The 19,717-nt window shown below is 70.0% G+C and carries 27 protein-coding genes; all 27 read right to left on the bottom strand.

Annotated features, from left to right (window positions below; genetic code table 11):
* Positions 1 to 197: 197 nt before the first annotated feature.
* Positions 198 to 662, bottom strand: coding sequence for a 50S ribosomal protein L15 (rplO, locus tag CLV35_RS17060; protein ID WP_121194709.1), 465 nt, complete (start codon positions 660 to 662; stop codon positions 198 to 200).
* A gap of 2 nt (positions 663 to 664) precedes the next feature.
* Complete coding sequence (rpmD, locus tag CLV35_RS17055) at positions 665 to 847, bottom strand: 50S ribosomal protein L30 (RefSeq protein ID WP_121194708.1); 183 nt, start codon at positions 845 to 847, stop codon at positions 665 to 667.
* 1 nt (position 848) lies between these two features.
* Positions 849 to 1,481, bottom strand: coding sequence for a 30S ribosomal protein S5 (gene rpsE / locus CLV35_RS17050; RefSeq protein ID WP_121194707.1), 633 nt, complete (start codon positions 1,479 to 1,481; stop codon positions 849 to 851).
* 52 nt (positions 1,482 to 1,533) lie between these two features.
* Positions 1,534 to 1,914, bottom strand: coding sequence for a 50S ribosomal protein L18 (rplR, locus tag CLV35_RS17045; protein ID WP_121194706.1), 381 nt, complete (start codon positions 1,912 to 1,914; stop codon positions 1,534 to 1,536).
* On the bottom strand, positions 1,914 to 2,453 hold the full coding sequence (gene rplF / locus CLV35_RS17040; protein WP_121194705.1) for a 50S ribosomal protein L6: 540 nt from the start codon (positions 2,451 to 2,453) through the stop codon (positions 1,914 to 1,916). Before rplF ends, rplR begins: the two co-directional genes overlap by 1 nt.
* Positions 2,454 to 2,466: 13 nt before the next feature.
* Positions 2,467 to 2,865, bottom strand: a complete 399-nt coding sequence (gene rpsH / locus CLV35_RS17035) for a 30S ribosomal protein S8 (RefSeq protein ID WP_121194704.1) — start codon at positions 2,863 to 2,865, stop codon at positions 2,467 to 2,469.
* Positions 2,866 to 2,980: 115 nt separating this feature from the next.
* Positions 2,981 to 3,166: a type Z 30S ribosomal protein S14 gene (locus CLV35_RS17030; RefSeq protein ID WP_121194703.1), complete on the bottom strand. Its 186-nt coding sequence runs from the start codon at positions 3,164 to 3,166 to the stop codon at positions 2,981 to 2,983.
* A gap of 3 nt (positions 3,167 to 3,169) precedes the next feature.
* Positions 3,170 to 3,739 carry a 50S ribosomal protein L5 gene (gene rplE, locus CLV35_RS17025; RefSeq protein ID WP_121194702.1) on the bottom strand — a complete coding sequence of 190 codons (570 nt, stop codon included), beginning with the start codon at positions 3,737 to 3,739 and terminating at the stop codon, positions 3,170 to 3,172.
* Positions 3,739 to 4,092 (bottom strand): 50S ribosomal protein L24, encoded by a 354-nt coding sequence (rplX, locus tag CLV35_RS17020; protein ID WP_121194701.1) that lies wholly within the window; start codon positions 4,090 to 4,092, stop codon positions 3,739 to 3,741. Before rplX ends, rplE begins: the two co-directional genes overlap by 1 nt.
* 3 nt (positions 4,093 to 4,095) lie before the next feature.
* A complete protein-coding gene (rplN, locus tag CLV35_RS17015) occupies positions 4,096 to 4,464 on the bottom strand; it encodes a 50S ribosomal protein L14 (protein ID WP_121194700.1) in 369 nt (122 codons plus the stop codon).
* Positions 4,465 to 4,467: 3 nt separating this feature from the next.
* The gene (rpsQ, locus tag CLV35_RS17010) at positions 4,468 to 4,758 is read right to left on the bottom strand and encodes a 30S ribosomal protein S17 (protein WP_121194825.1); all 291 of its coding nucleotides are present in this window, start codon (positions 4,756 to 4,758) and stop codon (positions 4,468 to 4,470) included.
* Between the two features lie 8 nt (positions 4,759 to 4,766).
* Positions 4,767 to 5,003 carry a 50S ribosomal protein L29 gene (gene rpmC / locus CLV35_RS17005; protein ID WP_121194699.1) on the bottom strand — a complete coding sequence of 79 codons (237 nt, stop codon included), beginning with the start codon at positions 5,001 to 5,003 and terminating at the stop codon, positions 4,767 to 4,769.
* A complete protein-coding gene (rplP, locus tag CLV35_RS17000; protein ID WP_121194698.1) occupies positions 5,003 to 5,422 on the bottom strand; it encodes a 50S ribosomal protein L16 in 420 nt (139 codons plus the stop codon). Before rplP ends, rpmC begins: the two co-directional genes overlap by 1 nt.
* 3 nt (positions 5,423 to 5,425) lie before the next feature.
* Positions 5,426 to 6,307 carry a 30S ribosomal protein S3 gene (gene rpsC, locus CLV35_RS16995; protein WP_231121975.1) on the bottom strand — a complete coding sequence of 294 codons (882 nt, stop codon included), beginning with the start codon at positions 6,305 to 6,307 and terminating at the stop codon, positions 5,426 to 5,428.
* The gene (gene rplV / locus CLV35_RS16990) at positions 6,307 to 6,711 is read right to left on the bottom strand and encodes a 50S ribosomal protein L22 (RefSeq protein ID WP_121194697.1); all 405 of its coding nucleotides are present in this window, start codon (positions 6,709 to 6,711) and stop codon (positions 6,307 to 6,309) included. The genes rpsC and rplV overlap by 1 nt, the downstream gene beginning before the upstream one ends.
* A complete protein-coding gene (gene rpsS, locus CLV35_RS16985; RefSeq protein ID WP_121194696.1) occupies positions 6,704 to 6,985 on the bottom strand; it encodes a 30S ribosomal protein S19 in 282 nt (93 codons plus the stop codon). Before rpsS ends, rplV begins: the two co-directional genes overlap by 8 nt.
* A 17-nt stretch (positions 6,986 to 7,002) precedes the next feature.
* Complete coding sequence (gene rplB / locus CLV35_RS16980; protein ID WP_121194695.1) at positions 7,003 to 7,839, bottom strand: 50S ribosomal protein L2; 837 nt, start codon at positions 7,837 to 7,839, stop codon at positions 7,003 to 7,005.
* 68 nt (positions 7,840 to 7,907) lie between these two features.
* Entirely contained in the window at positions 7,908 to 8,207 is a 300-nt protein-coding gene (rplW, locus tag CLV35_RS16975) for a 50S ribosomal protein L23 (RefSeq protein ID WP_231121995.1), read from the bottom strand.
* Positions 8,208 to 8,239: 32 nt separating this feature from the next.
* Complete coding sequence (rplD, locus tag CLV35_RS16970; protein ID WP_121194694.1) at positions 8,240 to 8,926, bottom strand: 50S ribosomal protein L4; 687 nt, start codon at positions 8,924 to 8,926, stop codon at positions 8,240 to 8,242.
* Entirely contained in the window at positions 8,923 to 9,594 is a 672-nt protein-coding gene (rplC, locus tag CLV35_RS16965; RefSeq protein WP_121194693.1) for a 50S ribosomal protein L3, read from the bottom strand. Before rplC ends, rplD begins: the two co-directional genes overlap by 4 nt.
* Before the next feature lie 15 nt (positions 9,595 to 9,609).
* Positions 9,610 to 9,918 carry a 30S ribosomal protein S10 gene (gene rpsJ, locus CLV35_RS16960; protein ID WP_066889903.1) on the bottom strand — a complete coding sequence of 103 codons (309 nt, stop codon included), beginning with the start codon at positions 9,916 to 9,918 and terminating at the stop codon, positions 9,610 to 9,612.
* Positions 9,919 to 10,402: 484 nt separating this feature from the next.
* Entirely contained in the window at positions 10,403 to 11,596 is a 1,194-nt protein-coding gene (gene tuf, locus CLV35_RS16955; RefSeq protein ID WP_121194692.1) for an elongation factor Tu, read from the bottom strand.
* 122 nt (positions 11,597 to 11,718) lie between these two features.
* Complete coding sequence (fusA, locus tag CLV35_RS16950; protein ID WP_121194691.1) at positions 11,719 to 13,821, bottom strand: elongation factor G; 2,103 nt, start codon at positions 13,819 to 13,821, stop codon at positions 11,719 to 11,721.
* 127 nt (positions 13,822 to 13,948) lie between these two features.
* On the bottom strand, positions 13,949 to 14,419 hold the full coding sequence (gene rpsG, locus CLV35_RS16945) for a 30S ribosomal protein S7 (RefSeq protein ID WP_121194690.1): 471 nt from the start codon (positions 14,417 to 14,419) through the stop codon (positions 13,949 to 13,951).
* Positions 14,419 to 14,793 (bottom strand): 30S ribosomal protein S12, encoded by a 375-nt coding sequence (gene rpsL, locus CLV35_RS16940; RefSeq protein ID WP_121194689.1) that lies wholly within the window; start codon positions 14,791 to 14,793, stop codon positions 14,419 to 14,421. Before rpsL ends, rpsG begins: the two co-directional genes overlap by 1 nt.
* A 307-nt stretch (positions 14,794 to 15,100) precedes the next feature.
* Positions 15,101 to 15,649 carry a DUF4190 domain-containing protein gene (locus tag CLV35_RS16935; protein ID WP_147432002.1) on the bottom strand — a complete coding sequence of 183 codons (549 nt, stop codon included), beginning with the start codon at positions 15,647 to 15,649 and terminating at the stop codon, positions 15,101 to 15,103.
* A 183-nt stretch (positions 15,650 to 15,832) separates the two neighbouring features.
* The gene (locus CLV35_RS16930) at positions 15,833 to 19,711 is read right to left on the bottom strand and encodes a DNA-directed RNA polymerase subunit beta' (protein WP_121194687.1); all 3,879 of its coding nucleotides are present in this window, start codon (positions 19,709 to 19,711) and stop codon (positions 15,833 to 15,835) included.
* Between the last annotated feature and the right edge of the window lie 6 nt (positions 19,712 to 19,717).

Raw genomic sequence — 19,717 nt, 5'->3', positions numbered from 1 at the left:
CCTCCTGCGCGGAGCCACCCGGAGGTGGCGAGAGTGGGGGCCGGTCGCGGAGCTCGAGGTGAGGCAGGACAACCGACGATAACGCACCGTACGCCAGACGCCCGCCCTCCGTCCCTCGCCCCGGGCCGCGGACGGTCAGGGGCGAGGAGGGGGGGCGGGCGTCTGGGCCACGGCGGGGAGGAGCCTCGACCGAGGGGTCAGAGCTCCGTCGCAGAACCGCCGGCGGCGACGATCTTGTCCTTGGCCGAGGCGGAGAACGCGTCGACGGTCACCTGGACCGGCACGCTGATCTCGCCCTCGCCGAGGACCTTGACCGGGCGGCCCTTCTTGACGACGCCGCGCTCGAGCAGCGCCTCGACGGTGACCTCGCCGCCGTCGGGGAACAGCGTCTGCAGCTTGTCGAGGTTGACCACCTCGAACTCGACGCGGAACGGGTTCTTGAAGCCCTTGAGCTTCGGCAGGCGCATGTGGAGGGGCATCTGCCCGCCCTCGAAGCGCCCGGGGACCTGGTAGCGAGCCTTGGTGCCCTTGGTGCCACGGCCCGCGGTCTTGCCCTTGGAGCCCTCACCGCGACCCACACGGGTCTTCGCGGTCTTGGAGCCCGGGGCCGGACGCAGGTGGTGGACCTTGAGCGGCGTCTCGCCGGTGTTGCCCTTGGCCATGACTACTCCACCTCTTCGACGGTGACCAGGTGCGCGATGGCGCGGACCATCCCGCGGATCTCGGGACGGTCCTCCTTCACGACCACGTCACCCATCCGCTTGAGGCCCAGGGTGCGCAGCGTGTCGCGCTGCACCTGGGTCCCACCGATCTTCGAACGGGTCTGCTGCACCTTGAGCCGTGCCACCTCAGGCCACCCCCGCCGCGCGAGCGCGCAGGAGGGCCGCCGGGGCGACGTCCTCGAGCGGCAGGCCGCGGCGCGCGGCCACGGCCTCCGGGCGCTCGAGCCCGCGCAGCGCGGCCACCGTGGCGTGCACGATGTTGATCGCGTTGGACGAGCCGAGCGACTTCGACAGCACGTCGTGGATGCCTGCGCACTCGAGCACGGCGCGCACCGGACCGCCGGCGATGACGCCGGTACCGGCGCTGGCCGGCTTCAGCAGCACGACGCCGGCAGCGGCCTCGCCCTGGATCGGGTGCGGGATGGTGCCCTGGATGCGCGGGACCTTGAAGAAGTGCTTCTTGGCCTCCTCGACGCCCTTGGCGATCGCCGCGGGCACCTCCTTGGCCTTGCCGTAGCCGACACCGACGGTGCCGTCGCCGTCGCCGACGACGACGAGCGCGGTGAAGCTGAAGCGGCGGCCGCCCTTGACGACCTTGGCGACGCGGTTGATCGCGACGACGCGCTCGACGTAGGCAGTCTTGTCGGCACCGGAGTCGGTGCGACGGTCGTCGCGACCGCGACGGTCGCGACGGTCTCCGCCGCCGGCTGCGCCGGTGCCGCCACCGGCACCGCCGCCACGGCGCTGGGGTCCAGGCATGGGGGTCTCTCTTCCTTCGTTTCGGTCGTCAGTCGTCAGTGGCGGGCTCGTCCTAGAAGGACAGGCCGGCCTCGCGAGCCGCGTCCGCCACAGCGGCGACACGACCGTGGTACTTGTTGCCGCCGCGGTCGAAGACCACGGCGGTCACGCCGGCCGCCTGGGCGCGCTGGGCAACCAGCTCGCCGACGCGACGGGCCTTGGCCGTCTTGTCGCCGTCGAGGGCCCGCAGGTCTGCCTCGAGCGTCGAGGCCGAGGCCAGCGTGCGGCCCAGCGTGTCGTCCACGACCTGCACGACCATGTGCCGGGAGGACCGGCTCACGACCATGCGCGGCCGCACGGCCGAGCCGGTGACGCGCTTGCGGACCCGCAGGTGCCGCCGCGCGCGCTTGATGCCCTTGGCCTCTACGCGCTTGCGCTTGATCCCGAGTGCCATTACTTGCCAGCCTTTCCGACCTTGCGCCGGACGACCTCGCCCTGGTAGCGCACACCCTTGCCCTTGTACGGGTCGGGCTTGCGGATCTTGCGGATCTTCGCGGAGACCTCACCGACCTTCTGCTTGTCGATGCCCGACACGACGAACCGCGTCGGGGCCTCGACGGTGAAGGTGATGCCCTCCGGGGGGTCGATGACGACCGGGTGGCTGAAGCCGAGGGCGAACTCGAGCGAGGAGCCACGGGCCGTGACGCGGTAGCCCACGCCGACGATCTCGAGGGTCTTCGAGTAGCCCGCGGTGACGCCCTGGATCATGTTGGCGACGAGGGTGCGCGAGAGCCCGTGGAGCGACTTGGCCTCGCGGCTGTCGTCCGGACGGGACAGCTGCAGCGTGCCGTCCTCGGAGCGCTGGATGGTGATGGGCTCCGCGAGGACGTGCGTGAGCTCGCCCTTGGGACCCTTCACGTTGACGGTGCGGTCGTCGACGAGGACGTCGACACCGCTCGGGACCTGCACGGGCAGGCGGCCGATGCGCGACATGGTGACGCTCCCCTTACCAGACGTAGGCGAGGACTTCTCCGCCCACGCCCCGCTTCGATGCCTGCCGGTCGGTCAGCAGACCGGACGACGTGGAGATGATCGCGATGCCGAGGCCGCCCAGCACGCGGGGCAGGCCGGTGGACTTCGCGTAGACCCGCAGACCGGGCTTGCTCACGCGGCGCAGGCCGGCGATCGAGCGCTCGCGGTTGGGGCCGTACTTCAGGTCGACCACGAGCTCCTGGCCCACGGTCGCGTCCTGGACGCGCCAGCCGCCGATGTAGCCCTCCTGCTGGAGGATCTCGGCGATGCCGGACTTGAGCTTCGAGTGCGGCATGCGCACCTCGTCGTGGTACGCCGTGTTGGCGTTGCGCAGACGCGTGAGCATGTCTGCGATCGGGTCGGTCATCGTCATGGCCGGGACTGCTTTCCCGCCGGGTTCCACCGGGGCTCGAGAGCCCCGGGGCCTGTGGCGTTCTGGGAGTGGCGTGCGTACGGGTGGTGCGGGTCGTGCAGGACGAGCAGGACGGCTACCAGCTGCTCTTGGTCACGCCGGGCAGCTCGCCGCGGTGCGCCATCTCGCGCAGGCAGACGCGGCACAGGCCGAACTTGCGGTAGACCGAGTGCGGCCGGCCGCAGCGCTGGCAGCGGGTGTAGCCGCGGACGGCGAACTTCGGCTTCGCGAGGGCCTTGTTGATCAGGGACTTCTTGGCCACGGCTCAGGACTCCTTGAACGGGAAGCCGAGGGCACGCAGCAGGGCACGACCCTCGTCGTCGGACTTGGCGGTCGTGACCACGGTGATGTCCATGCCCCGCACGCGGTCGATGCGGTCCTGGTCGATCTCGTGGAACATCGACTGCTCGGTCAGGCCGAAGGTGTAGTTGCCCGCACCGTCGAACTGCTTGGGCGAGAGGCCGCGGAAGTCGCGGATGCGCGGCAGCGCGGTCGAGAGCAGGCGGTCGAGGAACTCCCACATGCGGTCGTTGCGCAGCGTGGTGTGCGCCCCGATCGGCTGGCCCTCGCGCAGCTTGAACTGCGCGATCGACTTGCGGGCCTTCGTGACCGCCGGCTTCTGGCCGGTGATCGACGCGAGGTCGCGCACGGCGCCCTCGATCAGCTTCGAGTCGCGAGCGGCCTCGCCGACGCCCATGTTGACCACGACCTTGACCAGCGTCGGGACCTGCATGGGGTTGGCGTAGCCGAACTGCTCGGTCAGGGCGCCCGCGATCTCGCTGCGGTAGCGCTGCTTGAGGCGCGGGATCGTCCGCTCCTCGGTGGTGGTGCTCATCAGATGTCCTCACCGGTCCGCTTGGCGACGCGGACGCGAGATGTCTTGGTGCGACCGCCGCGCTCGACCTGCTCCTCGCGGATGCCGACGCGGGTGCCGACGCGCTTGCCGTCCTTCTCCACGGCCAGCATGACGTTGCTGATGTGGATGCCGGCCTCGGTCGTCACGATGCCGCCGGTCTTGGCGCCACGCGCGGTCTGGCCGACCTTGGTGTGCTTCTTGATCCGGTTGACACCCTCGACGACGACCTTGTCGCGGTCCGTGAGGACCTCGAGGACGCGGCCGGTCGCTCCCTTGTCCTTGCCGGCGATGACGAGGACGCGGTCGCCCTTCTTGATGCGGGGCTTCGACATGGCTCAGACCACCTCCGGGGCGAGCGAGATGATGCGCATGAACCGCTTCTCGCGCAGCTCGCGGCCCACCGGGCCGAAGATGCGCGTGCCGCGGGGGTCGCCGCCGTCCTTGATGATGACGGCAGCGTTCTCGTCGAAGCGGATGTAGGAACCGTCGGGCCGGCGGCGCTCCTTGGAGGTCCGGACGACGACCGCCTTGACGACGTCGCCCTTCTTCACCGTGCCGCCGGGGATGGCGTCCTTGACCGTGGCGACGATGACGTCGCCGATGCCCGCGTAGCGCCGGCCCGAGCCACCGAGGACCCGGATGCACAGGAGCTCCTTGGCCCCGGTGTTGTCGGCGACGCGCAGTCGCGACTCCTGCTGGATCATCGGTTACTTCGCCTTCTCGAGGATCTCGACGACGCGCCAGCGCTTGGTCGCCGACAGCGGCCGGGTCTCCATGAGCAGCACGCGGTCGCCGACACCGGCGTCGTTGCGCTCGTCGTGCGCCTTCAGGCGGCTCGTGCGGCGCACGACCTTGCCGTAGAGCGGGTGCTTGAAGCGGTCCTCGACGGCCACGACGACGGTCTTGTCCATCTTGTCGCTCACCACGAGGCCCTCGCGGGTCTTGCGGTAGCCGCGCGAGGCCGCAGCCTGGCTGGTGGTCCCGCTGGTCTCTGCGATCTGCTCGCTCACGCTGCTCCCTCCGTGGTGTCGACCTGGGTGATGCCGAGCTCGCGCTCGCGCAGGATGGTGTAGATGCGGGCGATGTCGCGACGCACCGACTTGAGGCGGCCGTGGTTGTCCAGCTGCCCGGTGGCGGCCTGGAAGCGCAGGTTGAACAGCTCTTCCTTGTGCTCGCGCAGCTTGGACATCAGCTCGTCCTCGTCGAGGCCGCGGAACTCGACGGCCTTGGTCCCGAGAGCCATCAGACGACACCCTCTTCGCGCTTCACGATGCGGCACTTCATGGGCAGCTTGTGCGCGGCGCGCATCAGAGCCTCCCGGGCCGTCTTCTCGTTGGGGTAGGACAGCTCGAACATCACGCGTCCGGGCTTGACGTTGGCGATCCACCACTCCGGCGAGCCCTTGCCGGAGCCCATGCGGGTCTCGGCCGGCTTCTTGGTGAGCGGACGGTCCGGGTAGATGTTGATCCACACCTTGCCGCCACGGCGGATGTGCCGCGTGATGGCGATACGGGCGGACTCGATCTGCCGGTTCGTCACGTAGGCCGGCTCCAGCGCCTGGATGCCGTACTCGCCGAACGTCACGCGGGTTCCGCCCTTGGCGGCGCCCGAGCGACCGGGGTGGTGCTGCTTGCGGTGCTTGACCCGACGGGGAATCAGCACGGGTCAGCCCTCCTGTCCGGGGGTCGAGCCCTGCTGGGCCTCGACGACGACCTGCTCGACGGCGGAGGCCGTCGTCTGCGACTGGTGCGGACCGGCCTCGTGGGCGGTGTCGCCCGCCGCGGTCGGCGTCGCGCCGACCTCGGCGTCGCGGCGCGGGCCGCGGGAGCCGGCACCGGCACCGCCGCGGGGCGGACGGGCGGCGGAGCGGTCGCGGGACCCGGCGCGGGCGGCGGCCGCAGCCGCCTGGCGCTCGGCGGTCAGGCTGGTGACGTCGCCCTTGTAGATCCACACCTTGACGCCGATGCGCCCGAACGTGGTGCGCGCCTCGTAGAAGCCGTAGTCGATGTTCGCGCGCAGCGTGTGCAGCGGCACGCGACCCTCGCGGTAGAACTCCGAGCGCGACATCTCGGCACCGCCGAGGCGGCCCGAGCACTGCACGCGGATGCCCTTGGCGCCGGCCTTGGTCGCGCTCATCATCGACTTGCGCATGGCACGCCGGAACGACACCCGGCTCGAGAGCTGCTCGGCGACGCCCTGGGCGACCAGCTGCGCGTCGACCTCGGGGTTCTTGACCTCGAGGATGTTGAGCTGCACCTGCTTGCCGGTGAGCTTCTCCAGCTCGCCGCGGATGCGGTCGGCCTCGGCGCCGCGGCGGCCGATGACGATGCCCGGGCGCGCGGTGTGGATGTCGACGCGTACGCGGTCGCGCGTGCGCTCGATCTCCACCTTCGAGATGCCGGCGCGCTCCATGCCGCGCGTCATCAAGCGGCGGATCGCGACGTCTTCCTTGACGTAGTCCTTGTAGAGTTTGTCGGCGTACCAGCGGCTCTTGAAGTCGGTGGTGATGCCGAGCCGGAACCCGTGCGGGTTGACCTTCTGACCCACTAGCGGGTCCCTCCCTTCGTGCGGTCGGCAGCCTGCTGCTGGACCGACTCCACGACAACGGTGATGTGGCTCGTACGCTTCCGGATCCGGTAGGCCCGGCCCTGCGCGCGCGGCCGGAACCGCTTGAGCGTGGGACCCTCGTCGACGTAGGCCTGGCTGACCCGCAGCGTGGCCGGGTCGAGCTGCTTGTTGTGCTCGGCGTTGGCCACCGCGCTCGCGACGACCTTGCCCACGGGCTCGCTCGCCGCCTGCGGGGCGAACTTGAGGACCGTGAGGGCCTGCTCGGCGTCGAGGCCGCGGATCAGGTCGACGACGCGGCGGACCTTCATCGGCGACATGCGCACGTAGCGCGCGGTCGCCAGGGCCTCGTTGTCGCCGAGGTGGCGGGTCTTGTTCTCAGCCACGACGCGACCTCCGGTCGTCCTTGACGTGACCGCGGAAGGTGCGCGTCGGGGCGAACTCGCCGAGCTTGTGGCCCACCATCGAGTCCGTCACGAAGACGGGCACGTGCTTGCGGCCGTCGTGGACCGCGATCGTGTGGCCGATCATGGCCGGCACGATCATCGAGCGCCGGGACCAGGTACGGATGACTGTCTTGGTGCCCTTGTCGTTCTGCACGTCCACCTTCTTCATGAGGTGGTCGTCGACGAAAGGACCCTTCTTCAAGCTGCGCGGCATCGCTGGCTACCTGCTCCCTAGCGCTTCTTGCCGGTCTTGCGACGGCGGATGATGAGACGGTCACTGGGCTTGGAGGCCCGGCGGGTCCGGCCCTCCGGCTTCCCGTTCGGGTTGACCGGGTGGCGACCACCGCTGGTCTTGCCCTCACCACCACCGTGCGGGTGGTCGACGGGGTTCATGGCGACACCGCGGACGCTGGGGCGGATGCCCTTCCAGCGGTTGCGGCCGGCCTTGCCCCAGTTGATCGAGGACTGCTCGGCGTTGCCGACCTCGCCGATCGTGGCGCGGCAGCGGGCGTCGACGTTGCGCGTCTCGCCCGAGGGCATGCGCAGCAGCGCGTAGGCGCCCTCCTTGGCGACCAGCTGCACGCTGGTGCCTGCGGAGCGGGCGATCTTCGCGCCCTGCCCCGGCCGCAGCTCGATGCAGTGCACCACGGTGCCGACCGGGATGTTGCGCAGCGGCAGGTTGTTGCCGGGCTTGATGTCGGCGGCGGGGCCGTTCTCGATCGCGTCGCCCTGCTTCAGGCGGTTCGGCGCCACGATGTAGCGCTTGGTGCCGTCGACGTAGTGCAGCAGCGCGATGCGCGCGGTGCGGTTGGGGTCGTACTCGATGTGAGCGACCTTGGCCGGCACGCCGTCCTTGTCGTCGCGGCGCCAGTCGATGATGCGGTAGGCGCGCTTGTGCCCACCGCCCTGGTGGCGCGTGGTGATGCGGCCGGTGTTGTTGCGGCCGCCCTTCTTCGGAAGGGGGACGACCAGCGACTTCTCCGGCTCACTGCGCGTGATCTCGGCGAAGTCGGCAACGCTCGAGCCACGCCGTCCCGGCGTCGTCGGCTTGTACTTGCGGATGCCCATGGGGTGTCGCGTCCTCGTCAGCTGTTCGGATCTTCAGCGGCTGTGTCTCGGTGCCCGGTCGCCCGGGGTCAGGAGACCGGCCCGCCGAAGATGTCGATGCGGTCACCGTCTGCGAGGGTCACGACCGCTCGCTTCGTGGACACGCGCTGCCCGGTCCCGAAACGGGTCCGCTTGCGCTTGCCCTCTCGATTCATCGTGTTGACCGAGGTCACCCGCACCCCGAACACCTTCTCGACAGCGGTCTTGATCTCGGTCTTGTTGGAGTCCGGCCGCACCAGGAAGGTGTACTGGTTGAGGTCGAGCAGGCCGTAGCTCTTCTCGCTCACCAGCGGTGCCAGCAGGACGTCGCGCGGACCGCGCGCCAGCAGCGCCCGGCTCGGGCTCGCTCCGTTGACGGCGCTCACTGCTCGCTCCCCTCGGTGGTCTCTGCCAGTTCGCTCTCGCGGGCGACCGCGCTCGCACCCACGCGCTCGGCGAGGAACGCGTCGAGCGCGCCGCGGGTGAAGACGACGTCGTCCGAGACGAGCACGTCGTAGGTGTTGAGCTGGTCGAAGTAGATCCAGTGGACCTGCTCGAGGTTCTTGACCGAGCGCAGGCCGACCTCGTCGCCGCGGTTGAGCACGACGAGCAGGTGGCGGCGCGAGCTGATCGTGGTCAGCGTCGCGAGCGCGGCCTTCGTCGACGGCGCGTCGCCCTCGACCAGAGCGGTCAGCACGTGGACCCGGCCGTGGCGCGCCCGGTCGGAGAGCGCACCGCGCAGCGCGGCGGCCTTCATCTTCTTGGGCGTCCGCTGCGAGTAGTCGCGGGGGGTCGGGCCGTGCACGACGCCACCGCCGACGTACTGCGGGGCGCGCGTCGAGCCCTGGCGGGCGCGGCCGGTGCCCTTCTGGCGGAACGGCTTGCGGCCACCGCCGCGCACCTCGCCGCGGGTCTTGGTGTCGTGGGTGCCCTGGCGCGCGGCGGCCAGCTGGGCCACGACGACCTGGTGCATCAGCGCGACGTTGACCTGGACCTCGAACACCTCTGCAGGCAGCTCGACGGTGCCGGCCTTCTCGCCGGCCGGGGTGAGGACGTCGACGGTGCTCACTTGCCAGCCCCCTTCAGCGGAGTCTTGGAGGCCGTGCGGACCAGCACGAGGCTGCCGCGCGGGCCGGGGACGGCGCCCTTGATGAGCACGAGGCCCTTGTCGGCGTCGACCGCGTGGACCGTCAGGCCCTGGGTCGTGGTGCGCACGGCGCCCATGCGACCGGCCATGCGCACGCCCTTGAACACGCGACCGGGGGTCGCGCAGGCGCCGATGGAGCCGGGCGAGCGGTGCTTGCGCTGCACGCCGTGGCCGGCGCCCAGGCCCTTGAAGCCGTGGCGCTTCATGACACCGGCGAAGCCCTTGCCCTTGCTCCGGCCGACGACGTCGACCTTCGTGCCGGCCTCGAACACCTCAGCGGTGACCTCCTGGCCGAGCGCGTAGTCGCCGGCGTCCTCGGTGCGGACCTCGACGAGGTGGCGGCGGGGCGTGACCCCGGCCTTCTCGAAGTGGCCGGCGAGGGGCTTGACGACCTTGCGCGGGTCGATCGCGCCCCAGCCGAGCTGGACGGCGGAGTAGCCGTCGGTGGCGGGCGTGCGGACCTGGGTCACGACGCACGGACCGGCCTGGACGACGGTGACGGGGACGAGCTTGCCGGCGTCGTCCCAGACCTGGGTCATGCCGAGCTTCTCGCCGAGGATGCCTCGGACGTTGCGTACCTGTGCAGCCATGATCAGTCGAATCCCTCAGAGCTTGATCTCGATGTCGACGCCGGCCGGCAGGTCGAGCCGCATGAGCGAGTCAACCGTCTTCGGCGTCGGGTCGAGGATGTCGATGAGGCGCTTGTGGGTGCGCATCTCGAAGTGCTCGCGCGAGTCCTTGTACTTGTGCGGCGAGCGGATGACGCAGTAGACGTTCTTCTCCGTCGGCAGCGGCACCGGGCCGGCGACCTGTGCACCAGTGCGGGTCACGGTCTCGACGATTTTGCGCGCCGAAGAGTCGATGACCTCGTGGTCGTAGGCCTTCAGCCGGATGCGGATCTTCTGTCCCGCCATGGCGTGGTGATCGTCCTTTGTCTAGTGCCGCACAGTGTGGAGCTGCTGCTCGCTCGTCCCGCCGGCCCTGCTGGGCCGGGCCGGTCGCGCTGGTCCTGCGTGCCCCGGAGCGCTCGCTCCGACCCCCGAGGTCGGGCGTGTCGCGCTCCAGGACGCTCTGCGGCCTCTGCTGCGCCGCAGCCCTCCCCCCGCCGGAGCGGCTGGAGGTCGTGCGGAGCAGGTGGACCGCCTGCGAGCGGGCCTCGACGGGTCCCTCTCCGCACCGCGCTCCTGGTACCGGCGGACCGGCCTTGGAGCACACGCGGGAGCAGGCCCCGTCAGGGCAACCTCGTCAGTATGGCGCATGCAGGCCCTCCAGGTCCAATCCGCCCCCTGGCGGCGGCAGTCGCCAGGGGCCGGGCTGGGACCCGCTCCCCCGCCGGGGCGGCGGGGGCGGGCACGCCTCGGGCCGGCGCGCAGGGTGCGCGCCGGCCCGAGGAGGGTGCTACTTGTTGATCTTGGTGACGCGACCCGCACCGACGGTGCGGCCACCCTCGCGGATGGCGAAGCGCAGGCCGTCCTCCATGGCGATGGGGTGGATGAGGGCCACCGTCATCTCCGTGTTGTCGCCCGGCATGACCATCTCGGTGCCCTCGGGGAGGGTCACGACGCCGGTCACGTCGGTCGTGCGGAAGTAGAACTGCGGGCGGTAGTTGTTGAAGAACGGCGTGTGCCGGCCGCCCTCGTCCTTCGAGAGGATGTAGACGTTCGCCTCGAAGTCGGTGTGCGGGGTGGTCGTGCCCGGCTTGATGACGACCTGGCCGCGCTCGACGTCCTCGCGCTTGATGCCGCGGAGGAGCAGGCCGACGTTCTCGCCCGCCTGGCCCTCGTCGAGCAGCTTGCGGAACATCTCGATGCCGGTGACGGTCGTCGTCTGCTTGGTCTCGTGGATGCCGACGATGTCGACGGTCTCGTTGACCTTGACGACGCCGCGCTCGATGCGTCCGGTCACGACGGTGCCGCGGCCGGTGATCGTGAAGACGTCCTCGACGGGCATGAGGAACGGCTTGTCGACCTCGCGCTCGGGCTGCGGGATCGCGGTGTCGACCGCGTCCATCAGCTCCATGAGCTTGTCGGCCCACTCCTGGTCGCCCTCGAGCGCCTTGAGGGCCGAGACGCGCACGACCGGCAGGTCGTCGCCCGGGAACTCGTACTCGGAGAGCAGCTCGCGGACCTCGAGCTCGACGAGCTCCAGGATCTCCTCGTCGTCGACCATGTCGGACTTGTTGAGGGCCACGACGATCGCGGGCACGCCGACCTGGCGGGCCAGGAGCACGTGCTCCTTCGTCTGCGGCATCGGGCCGTCGGTCGCCGCGACCACGAGGATCGCGCCGTCCATCTGGGCCGCGCCGGTGATCATGTTCTTGATGTAGTCGGCGTGACCGGGGCAGTCGACGTGCGCGTAGTGGCGCGCCTCGGTCTGGTACTCGACGTGCGCGATCGAGATCGTGATGCCGCGCTGCCGCTCCTCGGGCGCCTTGTCGATCTGGTCGAACGGCGTGAAGGGGTTGACGTCCGGGTAGCGGTCGTGCAGGACCTTGGTGATCGCCGCGGTGAGCGTCGTCTTCCCGTGGTCGATGTGCCCGATCGTCCCGATGTTGACGTGCGGCTTGGTCCGCTCGAACTTCGCCTTCGCCACGGTGGTGTCCTCCTCAGGACTTTACGAGATGCCGCGGCCGTGTGGCCGCACTGCTTGGTCGTGCGCTCTGGTGCGCGGGGTGGTGCTGGGGTCGTGCGTGAACAGGTGGAGCAGGGTAGCGGCTACTCGCCGCGGACCTTCTTGACGATCTCCTCGGCCACGTTGCGCGGGACCTCGGCGTAGGAGTCGAACTGCATGGAGTAGCTCGCGCGGCCCTGCGTCTTGCTGCGCAGGTCGCCGACGTAGCCGAACATCTCCGACAGCGGCACGAGGGCCTTCACGGCACGCGCGCCGGAGCGCTCCTCCATGGCCTGGATCTGACCACGGCGGGAGTTCAGGTCACCGATGACCTCGCCCATGTAGTCCTCGGGCGTGATCACCTCGACGGCCATCATCGGCTCGAGCAGCACCGGGTCGGCCTTGCGGGCCGCCTCCTTGAACGCCATCGAGCCGGCGATCTTGAACGCCATCTCGGAGGAGTCGACCTCGTGGTAGCCGCCGTCGAGCAGGGTCACCTTGACGTCGACCATGGGGTAGCCGGCGAGGATGCCGAGCTCCATGGCCTCCTGGGCGCCCGCGTCGACCGAGGGGATGTACTCGCGCGGGATGCGGCCGCCGGTGACCTTGTTCTCGAACTCGTAGCCGCCGTCGGCGCCGCCGGTCGGGGCCAGCGCGATCTGGATCTTCGCGAACTGGCCGGAACCGCCGGTCTGCTTCTTGTGGGTGTAGTCGTAGCGGTCGATCGTCTTGCGGATCGTCTCGCGGTAGGCGACCTGCGGCTTGCCGATGTTGGCCTCGACGTTGAACTCGCGGCGCATGCGGTCGACCAGCACCTCGAGGTGCAGCTCGCCCATGCCGGCGAGGATCGTCTGGCCGGTCTCCTCGTCGGTGCGGACCACGAACGTCGGGTCCTCCTCGGCGAGGCGCTGGATCGCGACGCCGAGCTTCTCCTGGTCGCCCTTGGACTTGGGCTCGACGGCGACCGAGATGACCGGCGCGGGGAAGTTCATCGACTCGAGGATCACGGGGGCGTCGGTGGCGCAGAGCGTGTCACCGGTCGTCGTGTTCTTCAGGCCCATGACCGCGCCGATGTGGCCGGCGGTCAGGGTGTCGATGGCCTCCTTCTTGTTCGCGTGCATCCGGTAGATCTTGCCGATGCGCTCCTTGTTGCCCTTGGTGCTGTTGAGCACCTGGGTGCTCGTGTCCAGGGTGCCGGAGTAGACCCGGATGTAGGTGAGCTTGCCGAGGTGCGGATCGCTCATGATCTTGAACGCGAGGGCGGACAGCGGGGCCTTGTCGTCGGGCTCGCGGGAGATGACCTCGTCCTCGTTGCCCACGGCGTGGCCCTCGACGGCACCGACGTCCAGCGGGGAGGGCAGGTAGCGCACGACCGCGTCGAGCATGGGCTGGACGCCCTTGTTCTTGAACGCGGAGCCGCAGAGCACCGGGGTGATCTTGCTGGCGATCGTCGCGCGGCGGACCGCGGCGATGATCTCGTCCTCGGTGGGCTCGTTGCCCTCGAGGTACTGCTCCATCACCGTGTCGTCGTTCTCGGCGAGGGTCTCGACGAGCTTGTCGTGCCACTCCTGCGCCGCCTCGGTGTGCGACGCGGGGATCTCGACCGTGTCGTACATCTCGCCCTTGCTGGCCTCTTCGCTCCAGAGCAGGGCCTTCATGGCGATGAGGTCGATGACGCCGCGGAAGCCGCCCTCGGACCCGACCGGGATCTGCAGCACCAGGGGGGTGGCACCGAGGCGGTCCACGATCATGTCGACGCAGCGGTGGAACTCGGCACCGGTGCGGTCGAGCTTGTTGACGAAGCAGATGCGCGGCACGCCGTAGCGGTCGGCCTGGCGCCACACGGTCTCGGACTGCGGCTCGACGCCGGCCACACCGTCGAACACGGCGACGGCGCCGTCGAGGACGCGCAGCGAGCGCTCCACCTCGACGGTGAAGTCGACGTGGCCCGGCGTGTCGATGATGTTGATGGTGTGGTTGTCCCACGTGCAGGTGGTCGCAGCGGACGTGATCGTGATGCCACGCTCCTGCTCCTGCTCCATCCAGTCCATCGTCGCCGCGCCCTCGTGGACTTCACCGATCTTGTAGTTGATGCCCGTGTAGAACAGGATCCGCTCGGTGGTCGTGGTCTTGCCCGCGTCGATGTGGGCCATGATCCCGATGTTGCGGACCTGGGCCAGGCCGGTGGTGCGCAGGTCGGTCGCCATGAGGCTGTTCGCGTCCCTCTGTCAGCTGAGGTGTGTCAGCAGGTGTCTGTGGTGTGCCGGCCCGCTCGTGGGCGGTCCGGCTGGTGTGCGGGGCACCGGAGTGGTGGTACCCCGCGCACGGGCGCGACTACCAGCGGTAGTGCGCGAAGGCCTTGTTGCTCTCGGCCATCTTGTGGGTGTCCTCGCGGCGCTTGACGCTCGCCCCGAGCCCGTTGCTCGCGTCGAGGAGCTCGTTCATGAGCCGCTCGGTCATCGTCTTCTCGCGGCGGCCCTTGGAGTAGCCCACCAGCCAGCGCAGCGCCAGCGTGGTGGAGCGGCCCGGGCGGACCTCGACCGGCACCTGGTAGGTCGCGCCACCGACACGGCGGCTGCGGACCTCGAGGGTCGGCTTCACGTTGTCGAGCGCGCGGCGCAGGGTCACCACGGGGTCGGCGCCGGACCTCTCGCGGGCACCCTCGAGGGCGCCGTAGACGATCTGCTCGGCGATCGACTTCTTGCCGCTCTGGAGCACCTTGTTGACGAGCTGGGTCACCAGCGGCGAGCCGTAGACCGGGTCGACGACGAGGGGTCGCTTGGGTGCAGGTCCCTTGCGGGGCATCAGCTCTTCTCCTTCTTCGCGCCGTAGCGGCTGCGAGCCTGCTTGCGGTTCTTCACACCCTGCGTGTCGAGCGACCCACGGATGATCTTGTAGCGGACGCCCGGCAGGTCCTTCACACGACCGCCGCGCACGAGCACGATCGAGTGCTCCTGCAGGTTGTGGCCGACGCCGGGGATGTAGGCCGTGACCTCCATCTGGCTGGTCAGGCGCACACGGGCGACCTTGCGCAGCGCAGAGTTCGGCTTCTTCGGCGTCGTCGTGTAGACGCGCGTGCAGACGCCGCGACGCTGGGGGCTCCCCTTGAGCGCCGGCGTCTTCGTCTTCGTGGCCTTGTCCTGCCGGCCCTTGCGGACCAGCTGTTGAATCGTGGGCACCGCGTCCGTACTTCCCTTCCAGATCCCGTCCCGCGCCCCGCCGCACACTGCGGGCCGGGCTGCCGCACTCGCCACCCCCGCGGTCGGGCGTGTCGCCCGGACTGCGGCTCGGATGCGCGCATGCGTGGGCCTGGGTTCACCCAGGCACGAAGTACGAGAGTACCCAGCGTTGTGCCGCTCGGTCAAAGCGTGGCCGGATGGGCACGAGACCGGGCGGTCGCACGGGTGCTCCCGGGGGCGGGCGTCCGCCCCGGTGCACCAGCGTACGCGCGCAGAGGGCCCTGTGCGAGGGCCGAGCGCCGGTCGCTCAGCTGTAGTCGACGCTCGTGCCCGAGCTGTCCCCGAGGGTGAGACCCAGCACCAGCAGCCCGCCCAGCGCGAGCACCGCGAGCACGGCGAGCACGATGTTGGCCCAGGCGACGATGCGGGCGGCCTTGGCCAGCCCCTCCCCCGTCTTGGCGCCGTGCGACGCGCGGATCGCCGCGTCGGCGCTGCGGGCCAGGAACAGCGCGACGACCGCCGGCACGACCGGGCACACCACGAACGAGCCGATCGCGCACACGAGCGCCGCGACCGCGGTGCCCTCGGTCTGCGGCGCGGCGTACCCGTAGCCGTACGGCTGGCCGTACTGCTGCCCGAAGGGCTGCGCACCGTACTGCGAGCCGTACGGCTGCGCGCCGTACTGCTGCTGCGCACCGTAGGGCTGCCCGCCGTAGGGCTGGTACGGCTGCTGCTGGCCGGACGGCTGCTGCTGGCCGTACGGCGGCTGGCCGTAGGGCTGGGAACCGTAGGACGGCTGCTCGGGCGCCGGCTCCCCGGACCCCCAGGGCCCGCCCGTGCTGCCCGAGTCGCTCACGTCGTCGATCCCCTCGCTCGTGCCGCGGGGGCTCCCCCGGCTGGTCGGCACATCCTGCCAGCACCGCGGGCTCGGGCCCGCCGCGCACGCCAGGACGACCGACGCCGGGGACACCGGAGACGCCGAGAGGCCGCCCCCTCCCCGAGCGGGGAGAGGACGGCCTCTGCGCGACGTGCGGGACGACTAGCCGCGGAACGGGCCGTAGTCGTAGTCCTCGAGCGGCACGGCCTGGCCGGAGCCCTGGCCGAACGCCGAGTAGTCGAGCTCCTCGTAGCCGGGCAGCGCGTACATCGCCGCCTTCGCCTCCTCGGTGGGCTCCACCCGGATGTTGCGGTAGCGGGGCAGGCCCGTACCGGCCGGGATGAGCTTGCCGATGATGACGTTCTCCTTGAGGCCGAGCAGCGGGTCGCTCTTGGCCTCCATGGCGGCGGTCGTGAGCACGCGGGTGGTCTCCTGGAAGGAGGCCGCCGAGAGCCACGACTCGGTCGCCAGCGAGGCCTTCGTGATGCCCATCAGCTCGGGACGACCCGAGGCCGTCTGGCCGCCCTCGGCGAGCACCCGACGGTTCTCCTCCTCGAAGCGGCCGCGCTCGACCAGCTCGCCGGGCAGCAGCTCGGCGTCGCCGGACTCGATGATCGTGACCCGCTTGAGCATCTGGCGGACGATCACCTCGATGTGCTTGTCGTGGATCGACACGCCCTGCGAGCGGTAGACCTCCTGGACCTGCTCGACCAGGTGGATCTGCACCTGGCGCGGGCCGAGGATGCGCAGCACCTGCTTCGGGTCGACCGCGCCCTGGATGAGCTTCTGGCCCACCGTGACGTGGTCGCCGTCGGCGACGAGCAGCCGCGAGCGCTTCGAGACCGGGTAGGCCAGCTCCTCGGAGCCGTCGTCCGGGGTGATGACCAGCTTGCGCTGCTTGTCGCTGTCCTCGACCGCCACCCGTCCGGAGGCCTCGGCGATCGGCGCGACGCCCTTGGGCGTGCGCGCCTCGAACAGCTCGACCACGCGCGGGAGGCCGTGGGTGATGTCGTCACCCGCGACGCCGCCGGTGTGGAACGTACGCATCGTGAGCTGGGTGCCCGGCTCGCCGATCGACTGGGCGGCGATGATGCCGACCGCCTCGCCGACGTCGACCAGGTGCCCGGCCGCGAGCGAGCGTCCGTAGCACATCGCGCAGGTGCCGACCTTGCTGTCGCAGGTCAGGACCGAGCGCACCTTGATGCGGTCGATGCCGGCCGCGATCAGGTTGCCGATGACCACGTCGCCGAGGTCGGCGCCGGCCGGCGCCACCTCGACACCGTTCGCGTCGAGCGCCGCCTCGGCGAGGGTGCGCGCGTAGACGCTGGTCTCGACGTTCTCGGCCCGCACCAGCCCCGTGCCGTCGGCCTTCGGCTCGCCGATCAGCATGACGATGCCGCGGTCGGTGCCGCAGTCCTCCTCGCGGATGATCACGTCCTGCGAGACGTCGACCAGACGACGGGTCAGGTAGCCCGAGTCGGCGGTGCGCAGGGCGGTGTCCGCGAGGCCCTTGCGGGCGCCGTGGGTGGCGATGAAGTACTCGAGGACCGAGAGGCCCTCGCGGAAGTTCGCCTTGATCGGGCGCGGGATGATCTCGCCCTTCGGGTTGGCCACCAGGCCGCGCATGCCGGCGATCTGGCGGACCTGCATCCAGTTCCCTCGGGCGCCCGAGTTGACCATCATGAACACCGTGTTGTGCAGCGGGAACGACTGCTGCATGGCCTCGGCGACCTTGTTCGTCGCCTCGGTCCAGATGTTGATGAGCTCCTGGCGGCGCTCGTCGTCGGTGATCAGGCCGCGCTCGTACTGGCCCTGCACCTTCTCCGCGCGCTGCTCGTGGGTGTCGAGGATGCTCTGCTTCTCCTTGGGGGTGACGACGTCCTCGATGGAGATCGTCACGCCCGAACGGGTCGACCAGTGGAAGCCGGCCGCCTTGAGGGCGTCGAGCGTCGCAGCGACCTGGACCTTCGGGTAGCGCTCGGCGAGGTCGTTGACGATCCCCGAGAGCACCTTCTTGTCGACGATCGCGTCGACGAAGGGGTAGTCCTCGGGCAGCGCCTCGTTGAACAGCGCGCGGCCCAGGGTCGTCTCGAGCAGGAACGGAGCACCCGGCTCCCAGCCCTCGGGGGTCGCGAAGCCCGCCGGCGGCACGATCGAGTCGAGCCGGATGCGGACCTTCGCCTGCAGCGAGAGGCTGCGCTGGTCGTAGGCCATGACGGCCTCCGACACCGAGCCGAAGACGCGGCCCTCGCCCGGTGCTCCCTCGCGCAGCGAGGTGAGGAAGTAGATGCCCAGCACCATGTCCTGGGTCGGCGCGGTGATCGGACGACCGTGCGCCGGGCTCAGGATGTTGTTGCTCGACAGCATGAGGATCCGGGCCTCGGCCTGCGCCTCCGCCGACAGCGGGAGGTGGACCGCCATCTGGTCGCCGTCGAAGTCGGCGTTGAAGGCGGTGCAGACCAGCGGGTGGATCTGGATGGCCTTGCCCTCGACCAGCTGCGGCTCGAAGGCCTGGATGCCCAGGCGGTGCAGCGTCGGCGCGCGGTTGAGCATGACCGGGTGCTCGGTGATGACCTCTTCGAGGACGTCCCACACGACCGGACGGGCACGCTCGACCATGCGCTTGGCCGACTTGATGTTCTGGGCGTGGTTGAGGTCGACCAGCCGCTTCATGACGAAGGGCTTGAAGAGCTCGAGCGCCATCTGCTTGGGCAGGCCGCACTGGTGCAGCTTGAGCTGCGGGCCGACCACGATGACCGAGCGGCCGGAGTAGTCGACGCGCTTGCCGAGCAGGTTCTGGCGGAACCGGCCCTGCTTGCCCTTGAGCATGTCGGACAGCGACTTCAGGGGCCGGTTGCCCGGGCCCGTCACCGGCCGGCCGCGGCGGCCGTTGTCGAACAGCGCGTCGACGGCCTCCTGCAGCATGCGCTTCTCGTTGTTGACGATGATCTCGGGCGCGCCGAGGTCGAGCAGGCGCTTCAACCGGTTGTTGCGGTTGATGACGCGGCGGTAGAGGTCGTTCAGGTCGCTGGTGGCGAAGCGGCCGCCGTCGAGCTGGACCATCGGGCGCAGGTCCGGCGGGATGACCGGGATGCAGTCGAGCACCATGCCGTTGGGCGAGTTCGTCGTGTTGAGGAACGCGCTGACGACCTTGAGGCGCTTGAGCGCACGGGTCTTCTTCTGGCCCTTGCCGGTGCGGATGATCTCCCGCAGCTTCTCCGCCTCGGCGTCGAGGTCGAAGGACTTCAGGCGGGCCTGGATCGCCGCAGCGCCCATGCCGCCGTCGAAGTACTCGCCGAAGCGGTCGCGCATCTCGCGGTAGAGCATCTCGTCGCCCTCGAGGTCCTGGATCTTCAGGCCCTTGAAGCGGTCCCAGACGTCGTTGAGGCGGTCGATCTCGCGCTGCGCGCGGTCGCGCAGCTGCTTCATCTCGCGCTCGGCGCCCTCGCGGACCTTGCGGCGCGCGTCGGACTTGGCGCCCTCGGCCTCGAGGGCCGCGAGGTCCTCCTCCAGCTTGCGCTGGCGTGCCTCGACGTCGGAGTCGCGACGCTGCTCGAGCTGGCTGCGCTCCACGCCGATCTGCGCCTCGAGCGAGGGCAGGTCCTGGTGGCGGCGCTCCTCGTCGACGAACGTGATCATGTAGGCCGCGAAGTAGATGATCTTCTCGAGGTCCTTGGGGGCCAGGTCGAGCAGGTAGCCCAGCCGGCTCGGGACGCCCTTGAAGTACCAGATGTGCGTGACGGGCGCGGCGAGCTCGATGTGGCCCATGCGCTCACGGCGCACCTTGGCGCGCGTGACCTCGACGCCGCAGCGCTCGCAGATGATGCCCTTGAAGCGGACGCGCTTGTACTTGCCGCAGTAGCACTCCCAGTCCCGGGTGGGACCGAAGATCTTCTCGCAGAACAGACCGTCCTTCTCAGGCTTGAGAGTCCGGTAGTTGATGGTCTCGGGCTTCTTCACCTCGCCGTGGCTCCACGTGCGGATGTCGTCCGCAGTGGCCAGGCCGATGCGCAGCTCGTCGAAGAAGTTGACGTCGAGCACGTGGGT

The sequence above is a fragment of the Motilibacter peucedani genome, assembly GCF_003634695.1.
In the GTDB taxonomy this organism is placed as follows: domain Bacteria; phylum Actinomycetota; class Actinomycetes; order Motilibacterales; family Motilibacteraceae; genus Motilibacter; species Motilibacter peucedani.
The sequence above is the reverse complement of the archived record's forward strand: the minus strand, read 5'-3'. Positions and strand labels throughout refer to the sequence as shown.

Excerpts from the sequence above, each read along its gene's own strand:
- rplO (WP_121194709.1), bottom strand. The coding sequence starts at position 662 with ATGGCCAAGGGCAACACCGGCGAGACGCCGCTCAAGGTCCACCACCTG.
- rpsE (WP_121194707.1), bottom strand. The coding sequence starts at position 1,481 with ATGCCTGGACCCCAGCGCCGTGGCGGCGGTGCCGGTGGCGGCACCGGC.
- rplR (WP_121194706.1), bottom strand. The coding sequence starts at position 1,914 with ATGGCACTCGGGATCAAGCGCAAGCGCGTAGAGGCCAAGGGCATCAAG.
- rplF (WP_121194705.1), bottom strand. The coding sequence starts at position 2,453 with ATGTCGCGCATCGGCCGCCTGCCCGTGCAGGTCCCGAGCGGTGTCGAC.
- rpsH (WP_121194704.1), bottom strand. The coding sequence starts at position 2,865 with ATGACGATGACCGACCCGATCGCAGACATGCTCACGCGTCTGCGCAAC.
- rplE (WP_121194702.1), bottom strand. The coding sequence starts at position 3,739 with ATGAGCACCACCACCGAGGAGCGGACGATCCCGCGCCTCAAGCAGCGC.
- rplX (WP_121194701.1), bottom strand. The coding sequence starts at position 4,092 with ATGTCGAAGCCCCGCATCAAGAAGGGCGACCGCGTCCTCGTCATCGCC.
- rplN (WP_121194700.1), bottom strand. The coding sequence starts at position 4,464 with ATGATCCAGCAGGAGTCGCGACTGCGCGTCGCCGACAACACCGGGGCC.
- rpmC (WP_121194699.1), bottom strand. The coding sequence starts at position 5,003 with ATGGCTCTCGGGACCAAGGCCGTCGAGTTCCGCGGCCTCGACGAGGAC.
- rpsS (WP_121194696.1), bottom strand. The coding sequence starts at position 6,985 with ATGCCGCGCAGCTTGAAGAAGGGTCCTTTCGTCGACGACCACCTCATG.
- rplB (WP_121194695.1), bottom strand. The coding sequence starts at position 7,839 with ATGGGCATCCGCAAGTACAAGCCGACGACGCCGGGACGGCGTGGCTCG.
- rplC (WP_121194693.1), bottom strand. The coding sequence starts at position 9,594 with ATGGCTGCACAGGTACGCAACGTCCGAGGCATCCTCGGCGAGAAGCTC.
- rpsJ (WP_066889903.1), bottom strand. The coding sequence starts at position 9,918 with ATGGCGGGACAGAAGATCCGCATCCGGCTGAAGGCCTACGACCACGAG.
- fusA (WP_121194691.1), bottom strand. The coding sequence starts at position 13,821 with ATGGCGACCGACCTGCGCACCACCGGCCTGGCCCAGGTCCGCAACATC.
- rpsG (WP_121194690.1), bottom strand. The coding sequence starts at position 14,419 with ATGCCCCGCAAGGGACCTGCACCCAAGCGACCCCTCGTCGTCGACCCG.